This is a genomic window from Arthrobacter rhizophilus (assembly GCF_026241105.1).
Taxonomy (GTDB): Bacteria; Actinomycetota; Actinomycetes; order Actinomycetales; family Micrococcaceae; genus Arthrobacter.
Window position 1 is genome coordinate 25,864 of record NZ_JAPFFT010000004.1, and the last position, 22,161, is coordinate 48,024.

The following is a 22,161-nucleotide window of genomic DNA, read 5'->3' on the forward strand; positions in this document are numbered from 1 at the left end:
ATGTGCTGTGGATAACTGCGTTCTGACATAAGCTCTAAGTATGGGTTTCACCGTTGGGGATGTACTGCTGGTCGCAATGCCCGTTGTCATCCTTGTGGCGGTGATCTGGGCCCTGACGGCGGCATTCAAGCCCCGCGACACTGGGTTGTCCGACGCCGAACGCTATCAGCGGGAGTTGGCTGCCCGTTCGGCAGCCCACCAGGCCGCCCAGGTGCAAGCGGCAACGGCGGCGAGGGCACGCATCGATGCGTCCACAAGGCCAAGCCAGAACGCACAGCAACAGTCCCAGCAGGACAGCCAGTCGCGCGCGGCGCTGAAGGCGCAAGTCGGGGCCAGCCCTGGGGTCGGCCAGGCGGGCTACAACGGCCCCATCCTGCCCAACGGGCAGTTGAATCCACAGTTTGCGCTGCAGTTGCAGGGCATGGTCCGCAGTGGACAGAAGATCCAGGCCATCAAGCTTCTCCGCCACGAAACGCACTCGGACTTGTTGACCGCCAAGAACTACATAGATCGGCTTTAGCGCATGGAATCCCTACTCGTTCCGGTCGTGATCCTAGTGGCCGTCGCAGTCGGCGTGCTCCTGATCAGCCGCGCGCTCTCCCGCAGCGCAGCAGAACGTCGCGGCAATGCGGCCGCAGGCAAGACGGCCGAGGACCCTGTGGAGCTGGCCCGCGAGGCCGCCGCAAAGCTCAGCGAGGATCAACACCGGCAGCTATATTCCCTGATCGCCCAAGGCCAGGCCATGGCGGCCATCAAGCTGTACCTCAGCGCCACTGGAGAAGGCCTGCGCGCCTCACGGGACGCCGTCGGCGCCCTTGCAGCGCACCCGCAGCCCTTCCGCAAGCCCGAACCCGCTCCGCAGGACCTCATGCCCGACGACGACGAGCCGGAGCGCTTCCCGTACCGCTACCGGGCGATCGCCAGCAAGGGGGACGTCACGCGTGAGGTGAGCAGCAACATGCTCAATGATGAGATCTACGGACGGATCCGCACCCTGGCCCGGAGCGGCGACGTCGAAGCCGCAGCGTTGGCCCTGACCAAGCATTCCGACATCAGCATGAAGCAGGCCCGCGAGTTCATCGAGCTGCTGGACGACTGATTCCTGTTGCGGGTAGCCCAGCCGCGCCTAGCGTCCGGCCGTGATCCCCGCGAGGAGCTGTTCGAAAGGCAAGGATTCCATCGCCTCCGCCTTGCGGTGCGGCTGTTCCCCATTCAGGAGCTGGGTAAGCTCGCCCGCCGCCCGGTCCACGCGGACTGATAGCGGGGACGCGCCGTCGTCGCTGTTTCCCCAATCCTGGGGGCCGGCGAAAACGGATGTCTGGGTCATCCTGGTGCGAAGGTAGGTGAAGAGCGGACGCATGGCGTAATCGAGGACCATTTGGTGCCGGTCGGTGCCGCCCGTGGCGCCGAGAAGGACTGCCTTGCCGTCGAGGGATTTCGGGTCCAGGACGTCAATGAAGGACTTGAACAGCCCACTGTAGGAGGCGCTGAAGATGGGCGTCACTGCGATGATGCCATCGGAGTCCTCGACGCCGGCGATCACCTCTGCCAGGCGCGGCGCGGCATAGCCCGTCACGAAGTTGTTGGCGATATCCACGGCCAGGTCCCGGAGTTCAATGACATCCACCCGCACCTCGTACCCGGCGTCGCCCAACTGGCGCTTGGCGGACGCGGCGAGCTGGTCTGCAAGGAGCCGGCTCGACGACGGGACACCAAGTCCGGCGGAAAGGACGGTTATGCGGCGGGTTTCCATGGCGATCTCCTGTTGCTCGGCGGTTCGATGGCTCAAACCAGAGTACATGCGTTTGCATCTATACTCCCAAACTGTGCCCCTACCCCTTTTATTCCCTCGCTACACCCCCACGGTTCCCTGGATGCAGGTAACGACACTGCCGCCTACCCAGACGTCGCCATCCGCCTCCTTGACGTGGATGCGGCCCGCCCGGCCCACACAGTGCCCTGCGGGGCGACGTACTCTTCTGGCGCCCGGCCGCTCCCCAGGACTTGCTCGGCAGATTCGAGCAGCACACCGATCCACTGCGGGCCGTTGACCAGCCATGAGGCATCCAGGAGCGCGGTTATCGGCGGCGACGACGACTGCGAGCTACCACCGGCGGTGCGCGCGCAACGCAAAAGACCCCCGCCTCCGGAAACCGGAAACGGGGGTCCTTCGAGCTACGTCAGGAATTACCGCTGCGTGATGCCCGCTCGAAGCTTCGCAAGTCCCCACCGACTCCCAGCCTTCGCAAGCTCAGGCCGGGACCCTCGTCGGTGTGGCCCCACAGCTTCCAGTGAACCCTGCATTACTTGCTTGCAACGACCTCAAGGTCGATCACAGCGGAAACGTCCTCGTGCAGGCGGACGTTGGCCTGGTACGAACCAACAGACTTGATGTGGTTCGGCAGTTCAACGTTGCGCTTGTCGATGGAGCCGAGGCCAGCGGCCTCAACTGCAGCAGCGACATCTGCCGGCTTGACGGTGCCGAAGAGACGACCGGTCTCGCCGGCCTTCACTACGAGCTTGACCTTCTTGGAAGAAAGCGCAGAAGCCTGGGCCTGTGCAGCTTCAACCGAAGCATGGGCACGAGCAGCGCGGGCAGCCTTGATGGACTCAACCTGCTTCTCGCCACCCTTGGTCCAGGTCAGAGCGAAGCCGCGGGGCAGCAGGTAGTTACGTGCGTAACCATCCTTGACCTCGACAACATCGCCAGCAGCACCGACACCGGTTACTTCGTGGGTCAGAATGAGCTTTGCCATGTTAGTTAATCCCTTCCTTAGCCGCGGCCAGCGCCGGAGTAAGGCAGCAGAGCAACTTCGCGGGCGTTCTTGATTGCCTGGGCGATTTTGCGCTGTTCCTGCACCGTGACGCCAGTGACGCGACGGGCGCGGATCTTTCCGCGGTCGGAGATGAACTTGCGCAGCAATGCTACGTCCTTGTAGTCGATGACAGTGATGTCAGCGGCCTTCAAGGGGTTGGACTTTGGTTTGGGCTTACGGAGTTCAGCCTTAGCCATCGTGGAGCTCCTTTTCTATGGAGCCCGTGGAATGGATCCACGGGATGGTGGTGCTCGACGGCCGTTGCCACCCGGGTGCCTCGCGGCACTTCCGGCAGGTTCCGGCGTCGAACTTTTGAATGTTTAGAAGGGAGGTTCGGAATCCGGGCCGTTGCCCCATCCACCCGCGTTGCTGACACCCGGGGTAGCCCAGGGGTCTTCCTGCGGTGCGGATTGGCCGCCGCCCCATGTTCCGCCGGAGTTGCCGCCCTGGCTTGCACCAGCGCCGCCACCCCCGAAGCCGCCGCTGTTGTTGCCGCCACCAAAGCCGCCCTGGCCACCCTGACCGCCGGAGCGCTGGGTGCGGTTGACCTTGGCGTTGGCGTAACGCAGGCTCGGGCCGATTTCATCGACTTCGAGCTCGATAACGGTGCGCTTCTCGCCTTCCTTGGTTTCGTAGGAACGGCTCTTCAGGCGGCCGGAAACGATCACGCGCATGCCCTTGGTCAGGGATTCGGCGACGTTTTCAGCTGCTTCACGCCATACCGATGCGCGGAGGAACAGGGTTTCCCCGTCCTTCCACTCATTGGACTGGCGATCGAAGGTCCGGGGAGTAGAAGCGATGGTGAAGTTCGCTACCGCCGAGCCTGACGGTGTGAACCGCAGTTCGGGGTCATTGGTGAGATTACCGATGACCGTAATAGTGGTTTCGCCTGCCATCTACTGCCTCCTTGTTCGTTCCTGCGGGGTAAAGAATGAAAGCCGGGAGCTGAAATTACTCAGCAACGACCTTCTGCTCTTCGGGGCGGGTGATCTTGGTGCGCATGATGGTCTCGTTGAGACTCAGCTGGCGGTCAAGTTCCTTGGCGGTTTCCGGCTTGGCGGTGAAGTTCACCACGGCGTAGATACCTTCGGACTTCTTCTTGATGTCGTAAGCGAGGCGACGACGGCCCCAGATGTCAACCTTTTCGATGGTTCCACCATCGGTGGTGATGACACTGAGGAACTTCTGAAGCGTCGGCTCTACCGTACGCTCTTCGACCTCGGGGTCGATGATTACCATCAATTCGTAAGGACGCATATGTGAACCCACCTCCTTTGGGCTAAGCGGTTACGGCATTTCCGTAACAGGAGGTTCATTTGCGATGAACCGTGCGCACGACCCGTTCCAGAAGCGGAAGCAGGGCGCAGCACAGACTTCAATATCTTAGTCCATTTCCCGTGTCTAAGCCTATTCGGCGTGTCGGCGGAGTGGAACGGACGGCTTCGCGTATGTGGATAACTCAAGAAGCGCGGATCAGCCGCCGGCCAGGGGCGGCAAGGCTCGGGCAGACTGAATCCATGACGATCCTCAAATCCACCGCCCTCTTTGTCCTCGCGGCCTTGGCCGAGATCGGCGGGGCTTGGCTCGTGTGGCAATCGGTCAGGGAGGCCAAGCCCTGGTGGTGGGCAGGCCTTGGGATCGTGGCCTTGGGCATCTACGGTTTCGTCGCGGCGTTCCAACCGGACGCGCACTTCGGGAGAGTCCTTGCCGCTTACGGCGGCGTGTTCATCGCCGGATCCTTGGCCTGGGGAATGCTCCTGGACGGCTTCCGGCCGGACCGCTGGGACATTATCGGAGCCGTGATTTGCCTCATGGGCGTCGCAATTATTATGTTCGCGCCGCGTCCGGGAAATTGACAGCACGCCCGCTAGCACCCGTGACATGATCTGACTATGAATGCTGCCGCAGCAAAGAACCAAGGGCCAAAGTCCACCCGGGCGAAGCGGTCCCAATTGCGATTTCTGCTGATGATCGTCACTGGCATCGCTGGCGCGGTTGCGACGGGAATATGGGGTCAATGGATCTACGCGCCCGCCGCTGGCTGGGCAGTGGCCGCGGCGGTCTACAACGTTTTCGTGTGGACAGTCATCACCCCGATGAAAGCCGATCAAACCGCAAGCCACGCCACTGAAGAAGACCCCCGGCGGACCACTTCCGACCTCCTCATCCTGTGTGCAGCCATCGGTTCGCTCGCCGCCGTCGTGCTGGTGATGATCGGCGCCAAGGACGCGCATGGATTCGACAAATTCATGCTCGCCCTGCTTGCCCTCGGCGGCGCAGTAGCGTCGTGGCTCCTGGTGCACACCCTCTTCACCTTGCGCTACGCGGAGGTGTACTACACGTCCGATCCGCCCCGCGGCATCGAATTCAACCAAAAGGAACCGCCGCAATACACGGATTTCGCCTACATGGCGTTCAGCCTCGGGATGACCTACCAGGTCTCGGACACATCGATCACCACCAGGCAGATGCGATCCGCCGCCTTACGGCACAGCTTGCTCGCCTATGTTTTCGGCGTCGGGATCCTGGCCACCACCATCAACCTCGTGGTGAGCCTCGCATCCTGAGCCTCGCCGCCTGAATGCTAGATCGCGGTGCGGAAGAACAACTCCGCCACTGCGGCCAGATGACGCGGGTCCTCAACACCGCACAGTTCGCGTGCCGAGTGCATCGACAAAAGGGGCACGCCGACGTCGACCGTCCGGATCCCCAGGCGGGTAGCCGTCAGCGGGCCGATAGTAGAGCCACACGGGACGTCGTTGTTGGAGACGAACTCCTGGTACGGGACGCCCGCCTCGCCGCAGAGCCGGGCCCAGAAGGCCGCGCCGGCGGCGTCCGTCGCGTAGCGCTGGTTGGCGTTGATCTTGAGGAGCGGTCCGCCGTTGAGGATGGGCCGGTTGGCGGGATCGTGCCGCTCGGAGTAGTTGGGGTGGACGGCGTGGCCAGCGTCCGCGGAAACACAGAACGACGCCGACAACGCCTGGCGCTGTTCGCTCACCGTGGCGCCGAGGCCGTCGGAGATCCGGGTGAGGATGTCTTCGAGGATCGGTCCGCAGGCACCGGAGCGCGAGGCGGAGCCGATTTCTTCGTGGTCGAAGGCCGCCAGGACGGCGATGGGGCCGCCGGCGGGCGCACCCGCGGCTGCGTGCGCGATGAGTGCTGCAAGTCCGGCATGGGTCGAAGACAGATTGTCGAGCCGTCCCGAAGCGAAGAATTCACCCTGGGCTCCAAACACCTCCGGCGCCTGCGTGTCCGCGACGACGATGTCGTAGCCGCCGATCTGGGCGGGATCCACCGAAGCCCCGGCCACGGAATCAGCCAGGATTGCCAAGACGTCCGCGGAGTTGGGATCGCCGAGCCCGAACACCGGATTCATGTGCTGCTGCTTATCCAGCGTGAGGCCGTCATTGACGGTCCGGTCCAGGTGGATGGCCAACTGCGGAAAGCGCAGGAGCGGTCCAGTTGCCGTGAGGTGCTGGGTACCGTCCAGCATGACGAGCCTCCCGGCCAGCCGGAGTTCACGGTCCAGCCAAGAGTTCAACAGAGGGCCGCCGTAGACCTCAACGCCAGCCTGGAGCCAGCCGAACTTGCCTGTTGTTGGCTTGGGCTTGAGCTTGAAGGAGGGAGAATCCGTGTGGGCCCCGAGGATGTTGAATGCCGTGGTGGGAGCCGCGCCTTCCAGTGTCACCCAGGCGATGAGGGCCCCATCCCGGATGACGTAGAAACGGCCAGCGCCGCCTTCCCATCGCTGAAGTTCATCGAGGGCCGTGAAACCGGCGTCGTCGAGCCGGCGCGCGGCCTCGTAGACAGCATGGAAGCTCGACGGCGATGCGCTCACATACGCGCCAAGGTCCTGGATGTGGTCAGCAGCGGAGTTCGAAGGCATGGCTCCGAGTCTAGCTGTGTCCCCGGCGACGCCGTCCCGGATCAGCGATGCGGTATTTCCCTGACGATGCGGTATCCCCTCCGCGTCGTCAGGGAATCACCGCGTCCTCAGGGTATCTCCGGGTCGTCAGGGTATCCCCGCGTCGCGAGGCGGCGCCGACAGTCCAAACAGTCCTAGTAGTCCGGGTTACTCGGGATCACGAGTCCTGTTTCGTACGCGTAGACCACCACTTGGACCCGGTCCCGCAGGTGCAGCTTGGTGAGGATCCGGCGAACGTGGGTCTTGACCGTGGCCTCGGACAGGAAGAACTTGTGGGCGATTTCCGCGTTGGATAGCCCTCCCGCGATGGCCTCCAGCATTTCAGTTTCGCGTGGCGTGAGTTCTTCGAGCAGGGGATCGCGGGGCTGGGCCGGCGCCTGCCCGGGCACCCGGCCCCCGCGGACGTAGGTCTCCAGCAGCCGCTGGGTGACCCTCGGAGCCACTACGGCGTCGCCGCTGGCTACGAGCCGGACGCCCTGGACCAACTCGGCGGGCGCAACATCTTTGAGCAGGAAAGCGGATGCTCCGGCCTGCAGCCCGGAGAAGGCATATTCATCGAGGTCGAAGGTAGTCAGGATGATAATCCTCGCGTTGGACGCCGAGGCCGTGATCCGCCGTGTGGCTTCGATTCCATCCATGGCAGGCATCCGGACGTCCATGAGGACCACGTCCGGCTCCAGTTCCTCCACTTTTCTCACCGCTTCGGCGCCGTCGGAGGCTTCGCCGACCACCTCGAGGTCCTCTTCGCCTTCCAGGATGAGCCGAAATCCCATGCGCAGCAGGGGCTGGTCGTCCACCAGCAGAACCTTGATGGGAGCGTTGTCAGTCATGATTTCCCCTTGTCTCCATTCCAATTCAGCTCCGCATGGACCCTCCACCCGCCGTTCATGCCAGGACCGGCATCTACGGTGCCAGCATAAATTCCCGCACGTTCACGCATCCCCGCGATGCCCTGGCCTGTTCCCAAGGCAACCTCTTCGGTCCCCGGGTCCCGGGCGCCCCGGCCGTCGTCGCGCACTTCAATGGTGACCGAGTCACCGTCCCGCACGATCTGCACATCCACCTGGCTCAACGAGCGGCCATACCGGAGCACGTTAGTGAGGGATTCCTGCACGATCCGGTAGACGGTGAGCTGGAAGGCCGGGTCTTCGGGAAGGGCAGGGCCCGTATGCGAATAGTGCAACGGCAGCCCTGCTGTCCGGAATCCATCGAGCAGCTTGCTCAGGTTGTGGCCACTGACCAGGGGCGCCAAAGGCGCCGGGCCGCCGGAGTCGTCCCGTAGCACGCCAAGGACTCGGCGCATGTCGGCCAACGCCGTCCTGCCGGTGCGCGAGAGCTCACCGAGCACCTCACCTGCGCGCTCCGGATCCTTCTTGACCACGACGGCGGCACCGTCCGAGAGACTGATCATGACCGTCAGGGAGTGGGCCACGACGTCGTGCATCTCGCGGGCGATCCGGTTGCGTTCGGTGACCGAACCCAAGCGGGCCGTGCGCGCCGCCCAGGCCCTGATTTCGTTCTCGTGCTCACGCCGCTGCCGCACCGAAATACCGATGCCGGTGGCGATCAAATTCGACAACACAATGCTGACCGCGGCGGTGATGTTGCTGATGAGGTGGAAGTTCTCCGGAAGGGCCTCGGCGTTGGACGGCGTAGCCGGGCTGATCCACATAAACAGGTACACCAAGGTCAGCGGCAGGCTCGCCGCGCCAAACACCGCCAACGTGAAGGTCCGGGTCCGCGCCACTGCCACCGCGTAGAGCGCAAACCACAGCCCTGCGGAGACGTTGGATCCCCAAGGGTTCAGTAGCGTCACGGCCACTTCGAGGACCGCCACGGCCGCGGTGACACTGAGGGGGTAGCGGCGCCGCAGGAACAAGATGGCCGCAATGGCAATGAGCAGCGCGGCGGCCAACCACTTGCCGTCCACGATGGAACCAATGAAGGTGGGCAGTGCCAAGAGCGAATAGCAAAGCACCACCACCGCGTCCATGACACGTGGGTGTTCGAAAAGGTAGCGGCGGATCCTGCCGCGGCGGCGCAGGGTGATTTCAGCAAAGGACGCATCGGCCACGTGGGCCGACGCGTCCTGTGCTGGCAACTGTTCACTCATGGCTTGAGCCTAGTGTGGCATTGCCTGGAGTGACTGTTCCTGGATTTCGGTTCAAGCGGTTCCAGATCAGACGTCGCGCCTCTTGAGCGCTATGAGGGCCGGAACCATGAACAGGATGACGTAGCCGAGGAACACGAGTCCGCCCGCCCACGGGTCCAGGATGCCGTCCGCGTGGCCGATCGACAAGAACCGGCCACCTGCTTCACTCGGCAGGTACTGGGGAACGTACTTCCAAAAATCGCCCGGCGCGAACGTGAGGAACTGGCCGGCGAACGGAAGCACGAACATGATGGCCACCAGGACGGTAATGCCACCGGCCGGGTTCTTGAGCAGAGTTCCGAGCGAGAGCCCGATCAGGGCAACTCCGGAGACGTACAGCCCTCCGGTGAGGACGCTGTACAGGACTCCATCCGTGCTCCAGCCAAGGTCAACCCCGAAGTTGGCGAACATGGGAGACGCCAACAGGAAAGTCACGACGCCGGCCACGATCGACAGGACATAGGAAACAACAATCAAGACGACGGCCTTGGCACCGAAAGTGGAGAGCCGGCCCGGGGCCGCGTTCATTGTTGAGCGGATCATGCCCGTGGCGTACTCGGAAGCAATGAAAAGTACGGCCAGGGATCCCATGATCAGGATGCCGATATTCAGGCCTGCGTTCGGAAGGTTGTAGAGATCGAAACCCTGCCCCGGAGGGAATGACTGAATGGCCTGCTTCGCCGTCATCGTGTGGCCCTGGCGGCCAACCGTGACCAACTGGTTGACGACGTTCCAGCGGACCAGGGCGGACAGGAGGCCGATGCCGACAATCGCCACGAAGGTCAAGACCAACAAAAGCTTGGTGCTCATGAGGGTCCGGAACTTGATGGATTCTGAGTTAAGCACCCGGAGGAAATTGACGCCGCCGGTCCCGGCTGACGGGATCGCATGCTTCTTGCTGATGGTCGTGGTGCTCATGACTGGATCCCTTCCATGGTGGCAGCGGAAGTGGCTCCGACGCCGGCGGGACTGGCGTCCAGCGGCCCGCCTGGGGCTCCCGGCCCGCCGGTAATGTGCGAGTGGTACTCCACCTCGTCCTTGGTGAGCTGGAAGTAGGCCTCTTCCAAGGAGGAGGTGAGCGGTGTGAGCTCGTAAACCAGGACCCGATTGTCCAAAGCGAGCTGTCCGATGCGGAGCGGCTCCACACCGTACACTTCCAAGGTCTCGCGCTCGTTCTGCTCAACCCGGACGCCGTCGCGGGCCAGCAACTCGGACAAGCGCGTGGTCTCCGAGGTACGTACCAAGGTGCGCTTGCGGGACTGGCTCTCGATCAGCGCATCCACCGAGGTGTCGGCGATGATCTTGCCGCGGCCAATCACGATCAGGTGATCAGCGGTCTGGGCCATCTCGGACATGAGGTGGCTGGAAATGAAGATCGTTTTGCCTTGGCTTGCCAGGTAGCGTGCAAGGTTCCTGACCCACTGGACGCCCTCGGGGTCCAGTCCGTTGACCGGTTCGTCGAGGATGAGCGTCTGGGGATCACCCAGGAGCGCGTTCGCGATGCCGAGCCGTTGGCCCATGCCGAGGGAGAATCCGCCGGCTTTCTTCTTGGCGACTGCGGTGAGGCCCGTCATTTCGATGACTTCCTCAACGCGGGAGTTCGGAATCCCGTGCGTCGCAGCCATGGCCCGCAAGTGGTTGTAGGCGCTGCGGCTCGTGTGCACCGCCTTGGCATCAAGCAAGGCCCCCACTTGGTGCAATGGCGCTTTGTGCTGGGAGTAGTGCCGACCGTTGACGGTGACGTCGCCCGACGTCGGACGGTCGAGACCCATGATCATGCGCATGGTGGTGGACTTGCCGGCGCCGTTCGGGCCAAGGAAGCCCGTGACTTTCCCGGGTTGTACGGTAAAGCTGATTCCGTCGACGGCTGTCTTTGCGCCGTAGACCTTCCTCAAGCCTGTTGCCTCAATCATGGAAGCGTTCCCTCCGCTTGCTGCAGCTATGTGTTGACTGTAAGTACAACGCTAGCCACCTGCGCAGCGGAATTCGCCGGTCTCAGGGATGATTCAGGGTCTGGCCAGGGTAGTCCCTATTGATGATGCCGGCCGGGTCCGGGGGAGCCTCCGGGTCCGGGACAGCTCTGCGAGAGCCCCGGCAAAGGCCTAGGAAAGCGGTGAATAGACCCGCAGCGCGCGACGCCGGACCGTGAACTTTGCGGTCCGCACACCAGGCAACGGCTCGCCGTCGACCGCTATCACGAGCGGTTCCCCGACCGCTTCGATGCTGATCTCTGAGGCCTCACTCAGATGCGTCACTTTCGACGTGGCCACAGTTCCCGTGAGGACTGCCCACAGCAGCCGCAGCCGCGCAAAGGGCTCGTCGGCCGTCACCATGCGGATGTCCAGCACGCCATCGTCCAGCACGGGCCGCGTCAGTGGCGCCAAATCCCGCGGGTAATAGCGGCCGCGGCCCAAGTAAAGGATCCACAACTTGTGGTGCACCCCGTTGATAAGGAGGGTGGTGGGGGTTGCCGCGCCAAAGGTGCGCATCCCGGCAACGAGCCCCGCAAGGGGCTTCCCCAAGGCAGGCTGCAGCCGCTCGCGGCGCCGCACCAAGTTCGGGTACACGCCAATGCTGGCTGTATTCAGCATCATGAGCTCGGTGACCTCATCCTTGCCATCGACGCCCCGGCCCGCCGTCACGTGGCCCAGGTCCGTCCACGCCGCGGCTCCCGTCATGGCAGCCTCCAGGGCACCTTCCAGCGACCGGGCGTCGACGTCGCGCGCGAAATGGTTGAGCGTACCGCCGGGCAGCACCAGCAGCGGGAAGGAATGCTCGACGGCGGCATCCGCGGCGGTGCCGACAGTTCCGTCCCCGCCCCACACGCTCAAGGCCTTCGTCCCGGGCTTCTCCGCGGCGGCCCGGATTTCATCCGCGATGTCCCCGCCTTCAGTAATCAAGTGAATATACGCCTTAGGGAATATTTCTTGAAGCTGTGTTTCAGTGTCCGGCGAGTAGGAACCTCCGAGGGCGTTGACCGCGATACTCAGCCCCTCGCCGTCGTCGATTGCTGGAGCTTCGGCCGGCGAGCGCTCTGTGTCCGGAACTGGTGGCCGCAGAGGCCACCATTTTCGTGTCAGGAGGGCCGCTCCGGCGCCAATCGTCGAGCCGAGCAGGACGTCAGAGGGCCAATGGGCTCCCGTATGCACGCGGGAATACGCCACCCCCGCAGCCACCGGGGCCAGCGCCGCCCCCAGTCGGGGATACACCAACGCAACACCAAGGGTGAAGGCGACCGCCGACGCCGAATGGCCTGAGGGCATCGAGGAACTGGTGGGCTGTGGGTTCACAAAGCGGAAAGCCGGAAGGTGCTCGGGCAGCGGCCGCGCCCGGGGAAGGAGGGACTTGAAGCCGAGATTGGTGACGGCCGAGGCGACTCCAAGAGCCAAGAGCCCGTGGATTGCCGCATTTCGAGGCTTGCCGGGAACGGCCCCCAGAACGCCGGCCAGGGCAAACCACAGCTTGCCCTTCGTGGCTGCCTCCGAGAGGCTCTTCAGGATGGCGTCGTGCCGGCCTTCCGGCAAGCGCGAAACGGCACGGACCGCAGCCCGATCGAGTCGCGCAATGCTCCTTGTGCCCCAAAGGCCCCTTCGCACCATGCTACGCATCCCACCAGAATAACGGCGGGCTGGCTAGGGGGACCAGCACGTCACATAAGGTAAACCTTCAGGTAGCACTCGGCATGTTCCAAGCGAGCAACCATAGTCTTCGGGCATGCTCTCAAAGCCTCAACTCATCAACAGCGGCATCGGGGTGGCCGTAGTCGGCATTGCCGCCGGTGCCTTCTTCGTGCTGAACGGCGTGCCGCAAACAGCCGCCGACACCACAGCCCGCACGGTTGCGGTCAGCGCCGCGGACCTCGCCGCCGTGTCCACGGCGAGCGGTAACGTCTCGCCCGCAAGCACCACCGTCATCAACGCGCAGAACTGCACCGGGCCAATCGCCACGGTCTCCGCGGTGACGGGCCAGCAAGTCACGGCGGGGCAGGTGCTGGTCACCATTGATCCGACCAACGCCCAGAACGCCCTGGCCGTTGCCCAAGCCCAATTGGATTCGGCCGCGGCACAGGCAAATCAACAGCAGGCTTCTGCCAGCAACCAGGTAGCTTCGGCAAACCAAAACCTGGCCAACGCCCAACAGACGGCCAATCTTGACGCGAGCCAGCAGGCCAGTGCCGTGGCCGCGGCGCAGACGGCCGTGAACAATGACACGGCAACCGTCGCGTCTGCGCAAACCGCTGCCAGCGCCTCGCCCTCCAGCCAGCCGGCCCAGACCGCGCTCAACGCTGCCCAGGCCCAGTTGGCGAAGGACAATCAAGCCCTGACCCAGGCAGTCAACCAGCAAGCCAGCTCGGCCCTCAAGGACAAAGAGCAGCTAGCCTCGGCTGCGACGGCCCTCAACTCCGCCCAAAGCGGCGGCGGCGCCACGTCCAACACCACGTCTGCCCAGATCGCCGTGGACACCGCAACCAAGAACCTCGCGTCCTGCTCCCTCGCCGCCCCGGTTTCAGGCACAATCACCGCCGTCAACGCAGTGGTAGGAGGCAACGCCGGTAGCAGCTCCGGCTCATCCGGTTCCAGCTCATCCGGCGCATCCGGTGCATCCGGCGCCTCGGGCAGCTCCTCCACGAGCGCGGCGAGCACATCCTCTTCCGGACTCATCACGATCAGCGACACCGCGCATCTTCAGGTGATCGCCAACTTCGCCGAATCGGACATCGCCGCCATGAAGACTGGCGACTCCGCGACCTTCACCTTCCCGGCCCTCAAGGCCGACCCCTCCGCTGCACCCGTCACCGGTACCATCACGGCGATCGCGCAGAACGCCACCACAACCAACAACGTGGTCAGCTACCCGGTCACCATCTCCATCAAGAATCCCCCGGCAGCACTCCGGCTCGGCCAGAGCGCAAACATCTCCGTGACGACAGCGACAGCCAAGAACGCGCTGACGGTGCCTTCGCTGGCAATCACCACCGCCGGAACCCGGCAAACAGTCAGCGTCCTCAAGAACGGAACCTCGACGGCCGTGACCATCACCACCGGGATCACGGACAACGGACGCACCCAAGTGCTTACCGGGCTCAGCGCGGGCGATCAGATTGAACTCCCGGCCATCTCCTCCACCTTGGACACCAGCACCACCACCGGACGGACCGGGACGGGCGGCCTCGGCGGTACCGGTGGATTTGGCGGAACGGGAGGCACCGGCGGCGCCGGAGGCACCGGCGGTACCCGCGGAAACGGTGGGTAAACAGCCGTGAACGACGCTGTCATCCAACTGGACTCCGTAAGCAAGATCTATGGCAAGGGGGAGGCCGAGGTCCGCGCGCTGGACTCCGTCAGCATTTCCATCGACCGCGGCGACTTCGTGGCCATCATCGGCGCCTCGGGCTCCGGAAAGTCCACCATGATGAACATCATCGGTTGCCTCGATGGAGCCACCCAGGGTACCTACCACCTGGACGGCATCGACACCGGGACCCTGGACGAATTCCAGCTGGCGCAGATCCGCAACCGGAAAATCGGCTTCGTCTTCCAGAACTTCAACCTGATACCGCGAACCCGGGCCGTGGACAACGTCTCCATGCCCCTCGCCTACGCAAAAGTACACCGGAAGGAACGGCGGGAGCGGGCCTTGGAGGTGCTCGATTCAGTGGGCTTGGCGGAACGTGCAGACCACAAGCCTTCACAGCTCTCCGGTGGACAGCAGCAACGCGTTGCCATCGCCAGGGCCCTGGTAACCAATCCGGTACTGCTGCTGGCCGACGAACCGACAGGCGCCTTGGACACCAAGTCCTCCCACGAGATCCTGGACCTCTTCGAGTCCTTGCACGCCAACGGAAGGACCATCGTGATGATTACCCACGAGGCCGACGTAGCGGCACGGGCTAACCGGGTAGTGCGATTCCAGGACGGCCACATCATTGAGGACCACCGGGTCCGCGGCGTCCACGGACATCCTCTGGCGACGGCGGTGCCACTATGATGATCGCCGAATCGGTACGCTTCGCCCTGACGGGGGTGATGGCCAACAAGATGCGCTCCATACTCACCACCCTCGGCATCCTGATCGGCATCGCATCCGTCATCATCCTGCTGGCAGTGGGCGCCGGAACCTCCAACGCCATCAAGGCCCAAATCGGCAAACTGGGAACCAACGTACTCACGGTCAGCCGCCAGACGACGGCGGGCGGGCGCGCCGCAGGCGGCGGACAAACCGTCACCGGTCCGCGCTCCCGCGGCACCAACCTGACCCTCCAGGACATGGCCTCGCTGACTGACCCCGTCATGGCCCCCGACGTCGCCGCGACGGCGCCCGTAGTCACCGCCCAGAACGTCACGGGAACCTATAAAGACGCAACCCATGCGGTCGCAACGTTTGTGGGGACCACGCCGTCGTACTTTGGCATTTCGAACGACACGCTCGCAGCGGGCTCGTACTTCAGCGAGGGAGACGCGAGCAACGGCACTGCGGTGGCAGTCATCGGCAACACCGTGGCCCAAGATCTGGTGGGCAACTCAGTGGCCTCCGCCGTGGGGCAGACGATCGCCCTCAACGGCCAGAACTTCGTGGTCTCCGGGATTCTGGCTCAAAAGGGCTCGTCCGGCCTGAACGATCCGGATGACATTGTGGTGATCCCCTACAGTGCCGCCCAGGACAAGTTCACCGGATACTCGCCTTCCCTTGCCTCCATCAGCGTCCAGGCGAAGTCGGCGGACGTGATGAACCAGGCCCAGAACGAGGTCCAAATGATCCTCGATGCCAGGCACAACGTCACGTCTGCCAACCGTGACTACCAAGTGCGGAACCAAGCGCAGATCCTCACCACGGCCACGACGACCACCGCTACGCTGACCATCCTCTTGGGGGCCGTGGCCGGAATTTCGCTCCTGGTAGGCGGGATCGGCGTCATGAACATCATGCTCGTCACGGTCACCGAACGCACGCGCGAAATCGGCATCCGCAAGGCGATCGGGGCCTCGCGGGGGAGCATCGTGAGCCAGTTCCTGATCGAATCGCTCATCATTTCGCTGATCGGCGGCGTGCTGGGCATTGCCGCGGGATACATCGGGAGTGCCTTCCCCGTGTTGGGAACCCAGCCCGAAGTCCAGTGGTGGACCGTGTGGCTGTCGTTCCTGGTTTCCGCGGCGATCGGCTTGATCTTCGGCATCTATCCGGCCAACAAGGCGGCGAAGCTACGGCCGATCGACGCCCTGCGGTACGAATAGCCCGGACCATTTCCAGCCCAGCAACTAAACGAAGAAACACCCAAACAGGAGATCCACAAATGTCCTATTCAGCACCGGAGCCCGGTCCCTCGAACCAGCCGGAGCCTCAACAGCCCTACTCCCAGCAGCCCTATGCCGGCCAGCCAACCGCAGTCCTGCAGGCCACCGGACAGGAACCCACCGGGCAACCCTTCGCCCAAGCTCCGGAGCCGTTCGTTCCCAAGAAGCGCTTCCAGATGGGACGCCTGACGCAGATCCTCCTCGCCGTGCTGCTGGTTGCCGTCGGCTTCTTCGGAGGCGTCGGCGTCACCAAGCTCATGGACGCCGGACAGGCCCGTCCCGGCCGCGGCCAGTTCCAGAACTTGAACGGCGGTCAAAACGGTCAGGGTGGTCAAGGCCGGAACCGGCAAAGCGGTGCTCCGACCAACGGTGCATCGCCGAGCGCTGTTCCGTCGGCGCCTGCAACCTCGGCGCCGTAGCCACCCACCCCGCAGCCACCCAACTGACTCGCAGTTGTTGTCGTTTTGACGCGTGAAAACGACAACAACGGCGAGTTAGTTGTCTTTAACCAGAGGCTTCGCGGCGCCGGCCAGCCACAGGGCAATCAGGATCGGCGCCCCGATGGCAAGCAGGGCCATGTGGATGCCGGTGTGGTCGCCCAGGTATCCCAGAAGCGGCGGGCCGGCAAGAAACGCCACATAACCGATTGTCGAGACCACTGAGACGCGCGCGGCTGCGTGTTTCGGATCATCGGCAGCAGCGGACATGCCCATGGGGAAGGCCAAGGCTGCGCCGATGCCCCAGAGGGCCGCGCCCGCCCCGGCAAAAAAGAGGTTGTCCGCAAAGACGAACAACGCCAGGCCCATTGCGGCGGCGGCCATGCTCGCCCGAAGCACCGCAACTCGTCCGAACCTGTCGATCGCCCGGCCTCCGAGGAAACGCATCAGGGTCATCGCGGCCACGAAGAGCGCAAACAAAAGAGCGCCTGTCGATTCCGTCGTATTCAGGCCATCCACCGAAGCCTTGGCGATCCAGTCGTTTCCGGCGCCTTCCGTGAGGGTCGCTCCGAGTACCACCACACCGATCAACAGGGTGCGGGAGTCCCGCCACGCCGAGGGACCCTTGACGGCCGGCACGCCGGCGTCGGAGGCCGTTCCTGTGGTTTCGTGGGGCATGAAGTGGCGGGGCGCCGTCAAGGTGAGAAGCACCACGACGCCGGCAATCACCAGCAGATGCTCCGGAAGTCGAACCCCCATCTGGGAAAGCCACGCCCCAATCAGTGCCCCCACAAAGGCACCCCCGCTAAAGGCGGCGTGGAACTGCGGCATGACCGTGCGCCCGAGCCGGTGTTCGACGTCGGCCCCTTCGATATTCTGCGAAACGTCCCACAGGCCTACCCCCGCACCGAAGAAAACCAGCGCCACCGCGGTGGCGGCCACGGAGCCGGCCATCAAGGAGAAGGCGATGGCCGCTCCGGCAGAGGCGGCTAGCAGCCCGGCGGCGCGGACTGTGTTGGCCGTACCGATCCTGCCGACCACCCATCCCGCGGATGGCAGTGCCACAAGGGACCCGACGGCGGTGCACAGCAACAACGTGCCCATCTGTCCGGAGGTGAGATTCAAGGTCTGGGTGACGGCAGGTATGCGGGCCGCCCAGCTGGCAAAAACGAAGCCATTCATGCCGAAGACCAGGAAAGTGGCGATTGCCGCGGCTTTGACGTCGGGGGCGGTTCTGGTGCTGGTGGTCATACGGTCACAACTTCCACGGAGAGATTTTCACTTCGGGTTTCGGTGCTAGGGGTGCGCTAATGGGCGGTCCGAGCAGGACGGTGATACGGGGTGGTGATGCGGGCGACCGCCTCTACAGTGGTGGCCCGGTGGTGCGGTTCGGTGTCGAGCGCAGCGTGGATGAAAAGGCCTTCAATCAGTGCATCCAACATCCTGCAGGTTTCCGGGTCGAAATGCAGTCCGAGGGCACGCCTGTTCCGGGCCATCCAGTCCCGGGTGATCTGGCGGAATACCGGCTTCCTGGCGGCGAGCGTGTAGAGCTCGTGCGTCAGGACGAGGTCCCGCTGTGAGTCCAGCAGGTCGAGATGGATCAAGTCCACCACAGCCAGCCGCGCGCCGTCGACGTCTGTAGCTTCTCCCAACTCCTGATCAAAGCGGTCGGCGATCGAATTCCCGAAGCGCCTGAACGCCTCGGTGAGAAGTTCATCCATGTTGGCGAAGTGATAGGTCATGGACCCCAGGGGCACTCCGGCTTGCTCGGCAATCTTGCGATGCGAAGCGCCGGCAACACCCTGGGCGGCGATCACATCCAAGGCGGCGGCGATTATCCTGTCCCGGCGGTCCGGATCGAAGCGGCGGGAGGCCACGGTTTCAGATCTCCCGAATGACCCGGGCCGGGTTGCCGACTGCGAGCGAGTTGGCGGGGATGTCCTTGGTGACCACCGCGCCCGCGCCGATCACGGAGTTGTCGCCGATGCTCACGCCGGGAAGGACGATTGCGCCGCCCCCGAGCCACACATTGTCTCCGATCGTGATCGGCTGCGCCGCCTCGAGTCGGTCGCGGCGCGGTTGCGGCTCCACGGGGTGGGTCGGTGTCAGGAGCTGGACATTAGGCCCAATCTGGCAGTCTTCGCCGATGGTGATTCGTGCGACGTCCAGGGCAGTCAGGTTGTAGTTGATGAAGGTGCGGGCTCCGACCGTGATGAACGTGCCGTAGTCCACGAAGATCGGTGGTTTGATGTGGGCGTCTTCACCCAGGGAGCCCAGGAGCTCCGCGAGGATGGGCCGTGCAGCATCCGGGTCTTCCACGTAGGCCGCAGCGTACTTGGTCTGCAGCAAGACCGCCCGCTGTGATTCACGCGCACTCTCGGGATCGTCGGAGATATAGAGGTCCCCGGCGAACATCCGTTCCCGGTTGGTGCGGGGGTCGTCAGCGAAGTAATCGGCCATGCGTACGATCGTACACATCGGTGAGGCGAAGGGGAAGCCGGAGCGCGTTTAGGACACCTTCACCGGGCAGTTTGCGTCTGGTATCTGGTCAGGACCACGCCGCCGGGAAACGTCAGCGTCTCCACCAGGTTCAGGTTCACCCAGCTGTCCAGCGAGGTGAAGAACGGAGTGCCGCCGCCCACCAGGACCGGATGGGTGGCTAGCGCGTATTCGTCGATCAGCCCGGCCCGCATGGCAGCCCCGGCGAGCGTTGCGCCGCCGACGCTCATCGGGCCGCCGTCCCCGGCCTTGAGCCGGGTGATCTCGGCGATCGCGTCGCCGGTGACCAGCCTGGTGTTCCAGTCGACCTTGTCAATCGTCGAGGAGAACACCACCTTCGGCGTGTCCCGCCAGTTCCTCGCGAACTCGATCTCCGCCGCGGTGGCGTTGGGTCGCTGGTCGCCGGTTGGCCAGTAGGAGCTCATGGTCTCCCAGAGCTTCCGGCCGTACAGCGACAGGCTGCTAACCCGCTCCTGGTCGAGCCACCACTGGAACAGTTCGTCGCTCGGTCCGCTCCAGCCGATGTCGTCACCAGCCGCAGCGATGTAGCCGTCCAGGGTCAGATTCATGCCGTAGATCAGTTTTCGCACGGCGCCAGCCTTCCGTCTCGAAGTGGTCGAGGGCGTCACTGAACGCTGTCGTCCCGCACATAATCGGCAGCATCCTGTCCCTCACGGAGCCACGGTAACTGCCCAGGATCTGGATGCCATAGCCTTCGGCCCGCGTTTCAACTGACCTGCGGCTACCAGCTCGTCGCAGAGACCACTTTGGACCAGACCTTCAGCCGGAACGAGGACGTGGTGCAACGTACGGGGTCGAGATGATGCCGTCCAACCGTTCGGTGCTACTCACCCGGCTGGGCTTGCGAGTCCAGCCGCTCGGTTTGGTTGTCAGCGTAAGGGCTACCGCAGCCGGACTACCCGAGTGCCGGGCCAGGGTTCAGGTCGGCTGTCCCGTAGGCAACGTTCGTCCGCGAGTCCATGATCGTAACGCTTCGGATCGTAAAAGGCGGGTACGGTGGCAATTCGAAAGTCTGGGAACCGGGCCCGGGTTTCAAATGGCCACCGATGTCCAAGAACTTCGGGTCTTGGACCACAATGTCCCCTGATGTGTCTTTGGACAGGGCTCCTTCGTTGAGGATGATCTTCAAGGCCGGATTCGGCGTCGTCGAAACGCCGTCCAACGTGAGGGTGGCGCCCGTGGCGGTTCCCGCTATGCGCGCGACGCCGACAGTCCGGGTGCCCTGGCTGATGAACAGGCCGGACAGTGGGGCACCCCACGAGGCGGCGACCGACGTCGGGCTCGGATAGGGAGTCGACGCTCCGGACACCGCCATGGTTGGACTGTCGGGTTGGGCTGGGCGTGCGACATGGGTGCAGCCCGCTGCCGTGAGGGCAACAGCGGCGGCCGTGAGAATCCGCCCGATGAGTTGCACGATGTCTGATCGGTTGGCCCGTGCGACCATCTGCTCCCCTTAGAACCGCGCGGCGGGGACGACGGCGGGCCGCGGCCGGATACGCAGCGCCGAGACGGCCCGCATGAGCATGAGCAAGTTCACCGTGAGACTGCCGTATTGCGGTGCATGGTTCCCGGCAGGTGACGTCACCAGCCCCAGCAGCAGAAGGACCGCGGCAATCCCGGCGACCGTCGCCGCGGCAATCAGCGGGGCCTTCAACGTCGTCTTCCGGGTGAGGAGCACCCAGATGCCGATTCCGAGGTAGCAAGCGGCGGCGACAGCGTAGCCCGCAGCGGACGTAGCGAAGACCATGCCCGTGGCGCCGCCGAAGCGATCTAGCAAAGACAGGTCAAGGCCCGTGTAGAACCCGGCCCCGGCGGTGAGGATCAGGCACGAGACCCCGACCGTGGTCCGCAGCGAGCGTAGGCGCTTCATCTCCGGAGAAGAGAGCGACACCATTGGCCCGTACGATTGCGGCAGGTTGTTGTTCTGCGGGTAGTAACCACTCATCAGGGAAGTCCGTTTCAGCGCGCGGGAGCACCCACCGCGCCCCCAATGCCGACAACCTACCAGTTATTAGACCGAAAGACCCACGCAATCGGATACCTCATCATGATCACGCACATGACGCCCCCATAGCTGTCAATTGCTGGCAAGCAGCCATTGATATGTGCCCATTCCTTGACCCGGCGAGAAAAGGACACACACCGACAATGGATCTCACGGCCAATTCCGCAGGGTCAGGGCCAACACCTGGGCAAGTAATGGCTGAGCGAGCAGGCGGGCCTCCCCAATGTTTTATGCGATCCCAAGGAAGACCAGCAGCGCGCGTTCCACATCCACCAGCTGGCCCGCTGTCAGACGCCCCACACGTGACTGTACGTTGGACCGCCGAACAGTGGTGATCTTATCAATCATGATGTGGCTTTCGCGGACCAGCCCTGACAGGTCAGAGGGTGTGACCGGGATCCGCAACAAGGGGGCGTCCCGGAGAGTTGATGTCATCGGCAGCACGGTCAGGGACTCCGAATCGCTGAAGCGGTCGTCTTGGATGACGAGCGCCGGGCGCGGTTTGGAGGCGAAGACGCCGCCGGCGACTGTCCAGATCTCGCCGCGGATCACTCCTCGTCGTCCCAGAACACTGACACGGCGTCGACGAAGTCCTGGTCATCCGAGTGCCGGTCCGATTCGGCCACGATCGCGCTCTGCCGTCTCGCTTCCTCCGCGAACGTCTTGGCGCGGGTGTCCGGCACCCAGACCTGAATCGGCCGGAAACCCCGCTCCCGCATCCGGCGCCTGTACTCACTGACTCGATCCTTCACACTCATACCCCTATTGTTTCATGTAACAAGGCCGGGTGCCAGAAGAGCGACCGCGCCCGGGAGTTGCCTTCCTACAGACCGGCCAATCTGCAGCTACACCAAGAACGCATCCTTCTTCTCCTCGGCAAATCCCGGCACACAGTCAGGCGGCCCGGTGAGTTCTCAAGTTCCCGGAGGTGTACGAGTCAGTCTGTAGGCAAACATAGCCGGTGTGCTCGAGATGCCATCCGACCGATTCGACCTCCCCGAGGATGCCTCCAAG

General features: G+C 63.9%; 27 protein-coding genes. 8 read left to right on the forward strand and 19 right to left on the reverse strand.

What is annotated here, in order from left to right:
• Positions 1-40 precede the first annotated feature (40 nt).
• Positions 41-520, forward strand: coding sequence for a hypothetical protein (locus OOZ51_RS05185; protein WP_265978082.1), 480 nt, complete (start codon positions 41-43; stop codon positions 518-520).
• Positions 521-523: 3 nt separating this feature from the next.
• On the forward strand, positions 524-1,099 hold the full coding sequence (locus tag OOZ51_RS05190) for a hypothetical protein (protein ID WP_265978083.1): 576 nt from the start codon (positions 524-526) through the stop codon (positions 1,097-1,099).
• Positions 1,100-1,126: 27 nt separating this feature from the next.
• On the opposite strand, the gene OOZ51_RS05195 is transcribed toward OOZ51_RS05190, so the two are convergent.
• The 5 genes from OOZ51_RS05195 to rpsF all read right to left on the reverse strand — a co-directional run bounded on the left by OOZ51_RS05195 (position 1,127) and on the right by rpsF (position 4,073).
• Positions 1,127-1,753 (reverse strand): FMN reductase, encoded by a 627-nt coding sequence (locus OOZ51_RS05195; protein ID WP_265978084.1) that lies wholly within the window; start codon positions 1,751-1,753, stop codon positions 1,127-1,129.
• A gap of 550 nt (positions 1,754-2,303) precedes the next feature.
• Positions 2,304-2,756 carry a 50S ribosomal protein L9 gene (rplI, locus tag OOZ51_RS05205; protein WP_265978085.1) on the reverse strand — a complete coding sequence of 151 codons (453 nt, stop codon included), beginning with the start codon at positions 2,754-2,756 and terminating at the stop codon, positions 2,304-2,306.
• Positions 2,757-2,773: 17 nt separating this feature from the next.
• Positions 2,774-3,013 carry a 30S ribosomal protein S18 gene (rpsR, locus tag OOZ51_RS05210; protein ID WP_003800144.1) on the reverse strand — a complete coding sequence of 80 codons (240 nt, stop codon included), beginning with the start codon at positions 3,011-3,013 and terminating at the stop codon, positions 2,774-2,776.
• 123 nt (positions 3,014-3,136) lie between these two features.
• The gene (locus tag OOZ51_RS05215; protein WP_265978099.1) at positions 3,137-3,712 is read right to left on the reverse strand and encodes a single-stranded DNA-binding protein; all 576 of its coding nucleotides are present in this window, start codon (positions 3,710-3,712) and stop codon (positions 3,137-3,139) included.
• Positions 3,713-3,767: 55 nt separating this feature from the next.
• Positions 3,768-4,073: a 30S ribosomal protein S6 gene (rpsF, locus tag OOZ51_RS05220; RefSeq protein ID WP_265978101.1), complete on the reverse strand. Its 306-nt coding sequence runs from the start codon at positions 4,071-4,073 to the stop codon at positions 3,768-3,770.
• A 260-nt stretch (positions 4,074-4,333) separates the two neighbouring features.
• Here rpsF and OOZ51_RS05225 point away from each other — a divergent pair, with 260 nt between their 5' ends.
• Positions 4,334-4,672, forward strand: coding sequence for a YnfA family protein (locus OOZ51_RS05225; protein WP_265978103.1), 339 nt, complete (start codon positions 4,334-4,336; stop codon positions 4,670-4,672).
• A 36-nt stretch (positions 4,673-4,708) separates the two neighbouring features.
• On the forward strand, positions 4,709-5,383 hold the full coding sequence (locus OOZ51_RS05230; RefSeq protein ID WP_265978104.1) for a DUF1345 domain-containing protein: 675 nt from the start codon (positions 4,709-4,711) through the stop codon (positions 5,381-5,383).
• A 17-nt stretch (positions 5,384-5,400) separates the two neighbouring features.
• Here the strand turns inward: OOZ51_RS05230 and OOZ51_RS05235 are convergent, their stop codons facing one another.
• The 6 genes from OOZ51_RS05235 to OOZ51_RS05260 form a co-directional block, all read right to left on the reverse strand.
• Positions 5,401-6,702 carry a M18 family aminopeptidase gene (locus tag OOZ51_RS05235; RefSeq protein WP_265978105.1) on the reverse strand — a complete coding sequence of 434 codons (1,302 nt, stop codon included), beginning with the start codon at positions 6,700-6,702 and terminating at the stop codon, positions 5,401-5,403.
• 173 nt (positions 6,703-6,875) lie between these two features.
• Complete coding sequence (locus tag OOZ51_RS05240; protein WP_265978106.1) at positions 6,876-7,571, reverse strand: response regulator; 696 nt, start codon at positions 7,569-7,571, stop codon at positions 6,876-6,878.
• Complete coding sequence (locus OOZ51_RS05245) at positions 7,568-8,854, reverse strand: sensor histidine kinase (protein ID WP_265978107.1); 1,287 nt, start codon at positions 8,852-8,854, stop codon at positions 7,568-7,570. The genes OOZ51_RS05240 and OOZ51_RS05245 overlap by 4 nt, the downstream gene beginning before the upstream one ends.
• A 66-nt stretch (positions 8,855-8,920) precedes the next feature.
• The gene (locus tag OOZ51_RS05250) at positions 8,921-9,811 is read right to left on the reverse strand and encodes an ABC transporter permease (protein WP_265978108.1); all 891 of its coding nucleotides are present in this window, start codon (positions 9,809-9,811) and stop codon (positions 8,921-8,923) included.
• Entirely contained in the window at positions 9,808-10,806 is a 999-nt protein-coding gene (locus tag OOZ51_RS05255; RefSeq protein WP_265978109.1) for an ABC transporter ATP-binding protein, read from the reverse strand. Before OOZ51_RS05255 ends, OOZ51_RS05250 begins: the two co-directional genes overlap by 4 nt.
• 189 nt (positions 10,807-10,995) lie before the next feature.
• Positions 10,996-12,501: a bifunctional phosphatase PAP2/diacylglycerol kinase family protein gene (locus OOZ51_RS05260; protein ID WP_265978110.1), complete on the reverse strand. Its 1,506-nt coding sequence runs from the start codon at positions 12,499-12,501 to the stop codon at positions 10,996-10,998.
• A 106-nt stretch (positions 12,502-12,607) separates the two neighbouring features.
• Between OOZ51_RS05260 and OOZ51_RS05265 the strand changes: the two genes are divergently transcribed.
• From OOZ51_RS05265 to OOZ51_RS05280, 4 genes are read left to right on the forward strand one after another with little or no spacing between them, the layout of a single operon-like run.
• Positions 12,608-14,146, forward strand: coding sequence for an efflux RND transporter periplasmic adaptor subunit (locus OOZ51_RS05265; protein ID WP_265978111.1), 1,539 nt, complete (start codon positions 12,608-12,610; stop codon positions 14,144-14,146).
• Positions 14,147-14,152: 6 nt separating this feature from the next.
• Entirely contained in the window at positions 14,153-14,881 is a 729-nt protein-coding gene (locus OOZ51_RS05270) for an ABC transporter ATP-binding protein (RefSeq protein WP_265978112.1), read from the forward strand.
• Positions 14,878-16,125 (forward strand): ABC transporter permease, encoded by a 1,248-nt coding sequence (locus OOZ51_RS05275; protein ID WP_265978113.1) that lies wholly within the window; start codon positions 14,878-14,880, stop codon positions 16,123-16,125. Before OOZ51_RS05270 ends, OOZ51_RS05275 begins: the two co-directional genes overlap by 4 nt.
• A gap of 59 nt (positions 16,126-16,184) precedes the next feature.
• Positions 16,185-16,604 carry a hypothetical protein gene (locus OOZ51_RS05280; protein ID WP_265978114.1) on the forward strand — a complete coding sequence of 140 codons (420 nt, stop codon included), beginning with the start codon at positions 16,185-16,187 and terminating at the stop codon, positions 16,602-16,604.
• A 75-nt stretch (positions 16,605-16,679) separates the two neighbouring features.
• Here OOZ51_RS05280 and OOZ51_RS05285 read toward each other — a convergent pair whose 3' ends face one another.
• The 8 genes from OOZ51_RS05285 to OOZ51_RS05320 all read right to left on the reverse strand — a co-directional run bounded on the left by OOZ51_RS05285 (position 16,680) and on the right by OOZ51_RS05320 (position 21,905).
• Positions 16,680-17,873, reverse strand: a complete 1,194-nt coding sequence (locus OOZ51_RS05285) for an MFS transporter (protein ID WP_265978115.1) — start codon at positions 17,871-17,873, stop codon at positions 16,680-16,682.
• 56 nt (positions 17,874-17,929) lie between these two features.
• Positions 17,930-18,499: a TetR/AcrR family transcriptional regulator gene (locus OOZ51_RS05290; RefSeq protein ID WP_265978116.1), complete on the reverse strand. Its 570-nt coding sequence runs from the start codon at positions 18,497-18,499 to the stop codon at positions 17,930-17,932.
• Between the two features lie 4 nt (positions 18,500-18,503).
• Positions 18,504-19,082, reverse strand: a complete 579-nt coding sequence (locus OOZ51_RS05295; RefSeq protein ID WP_265978117.1) for a sugar O-acetyltransferase — start codon at positions 19,080-19,082, stop codon at positions 18,504-18,506.
• Positions 19,083-19,141: 59 nt separating this feature from the next.
• On the reverse strand, positions 19,142-19,711 hold the full coding sequence (locus tag OOZ51_RS05300; RefSeq protein ID WP_265978118.1) for a dihydrofolate reductase family protein: 570 nt from the start codon (positions 19,709-19,711) through the stop codon (positions 19,142-19,144).
• 326 nt (positions 19,712-20,037) lie between these two features.
• Positions 20,038-20,586, reverse strand: a complete 549-nt coding sequence (locus OOZ51_RS05305; RefSeq protein WP_265978120.1) for a hypothetical protein — start codon at positions 20,584-20,586, stop codon at positions 20,038-20,040.
• A 9-nt stretch (positions 20,587-20,595) separates the two neighbouring features.
• A complete protein-coding gene (locus OOZ51_RS05310) occupies positions 20,596-21,087 on the reverse strand; it encodes a hypothetical protein (RefSeq protein WP_265978121.1) in 492 nt (163 codons plus the stop codon).
• Between the two features lie 288 nt (positions 21,088-21,375).
• Entirely contained in the window at positions 21,376-21,699 is a 324-nt protein-coding gene (locus tag OOZ51_RS05315; protein ID WP_265978122.1) for a type II toxin-antitoxin system PemK/MazF family toxin, read from the reverse strand.
• The gene (locus OOZ51_RS05320; protein WP_265978123.1) at positions 21,696-21,905 is read right to left on the reverse strand and encodes an antitoxin MazE-like protein; all 210 of its coding nucleotides are present in this window, start codon (positions 21,903-21,905) and stop codon (positions 21,696-21,698) included. The genes OOZ51_RS05315 and OOZ51_RS05320 overlap by 4 nt, the downstream gene beginning before the upstream one ends.
• Positions 21,906-22,161: the final 256 nt, after the last annotated feature.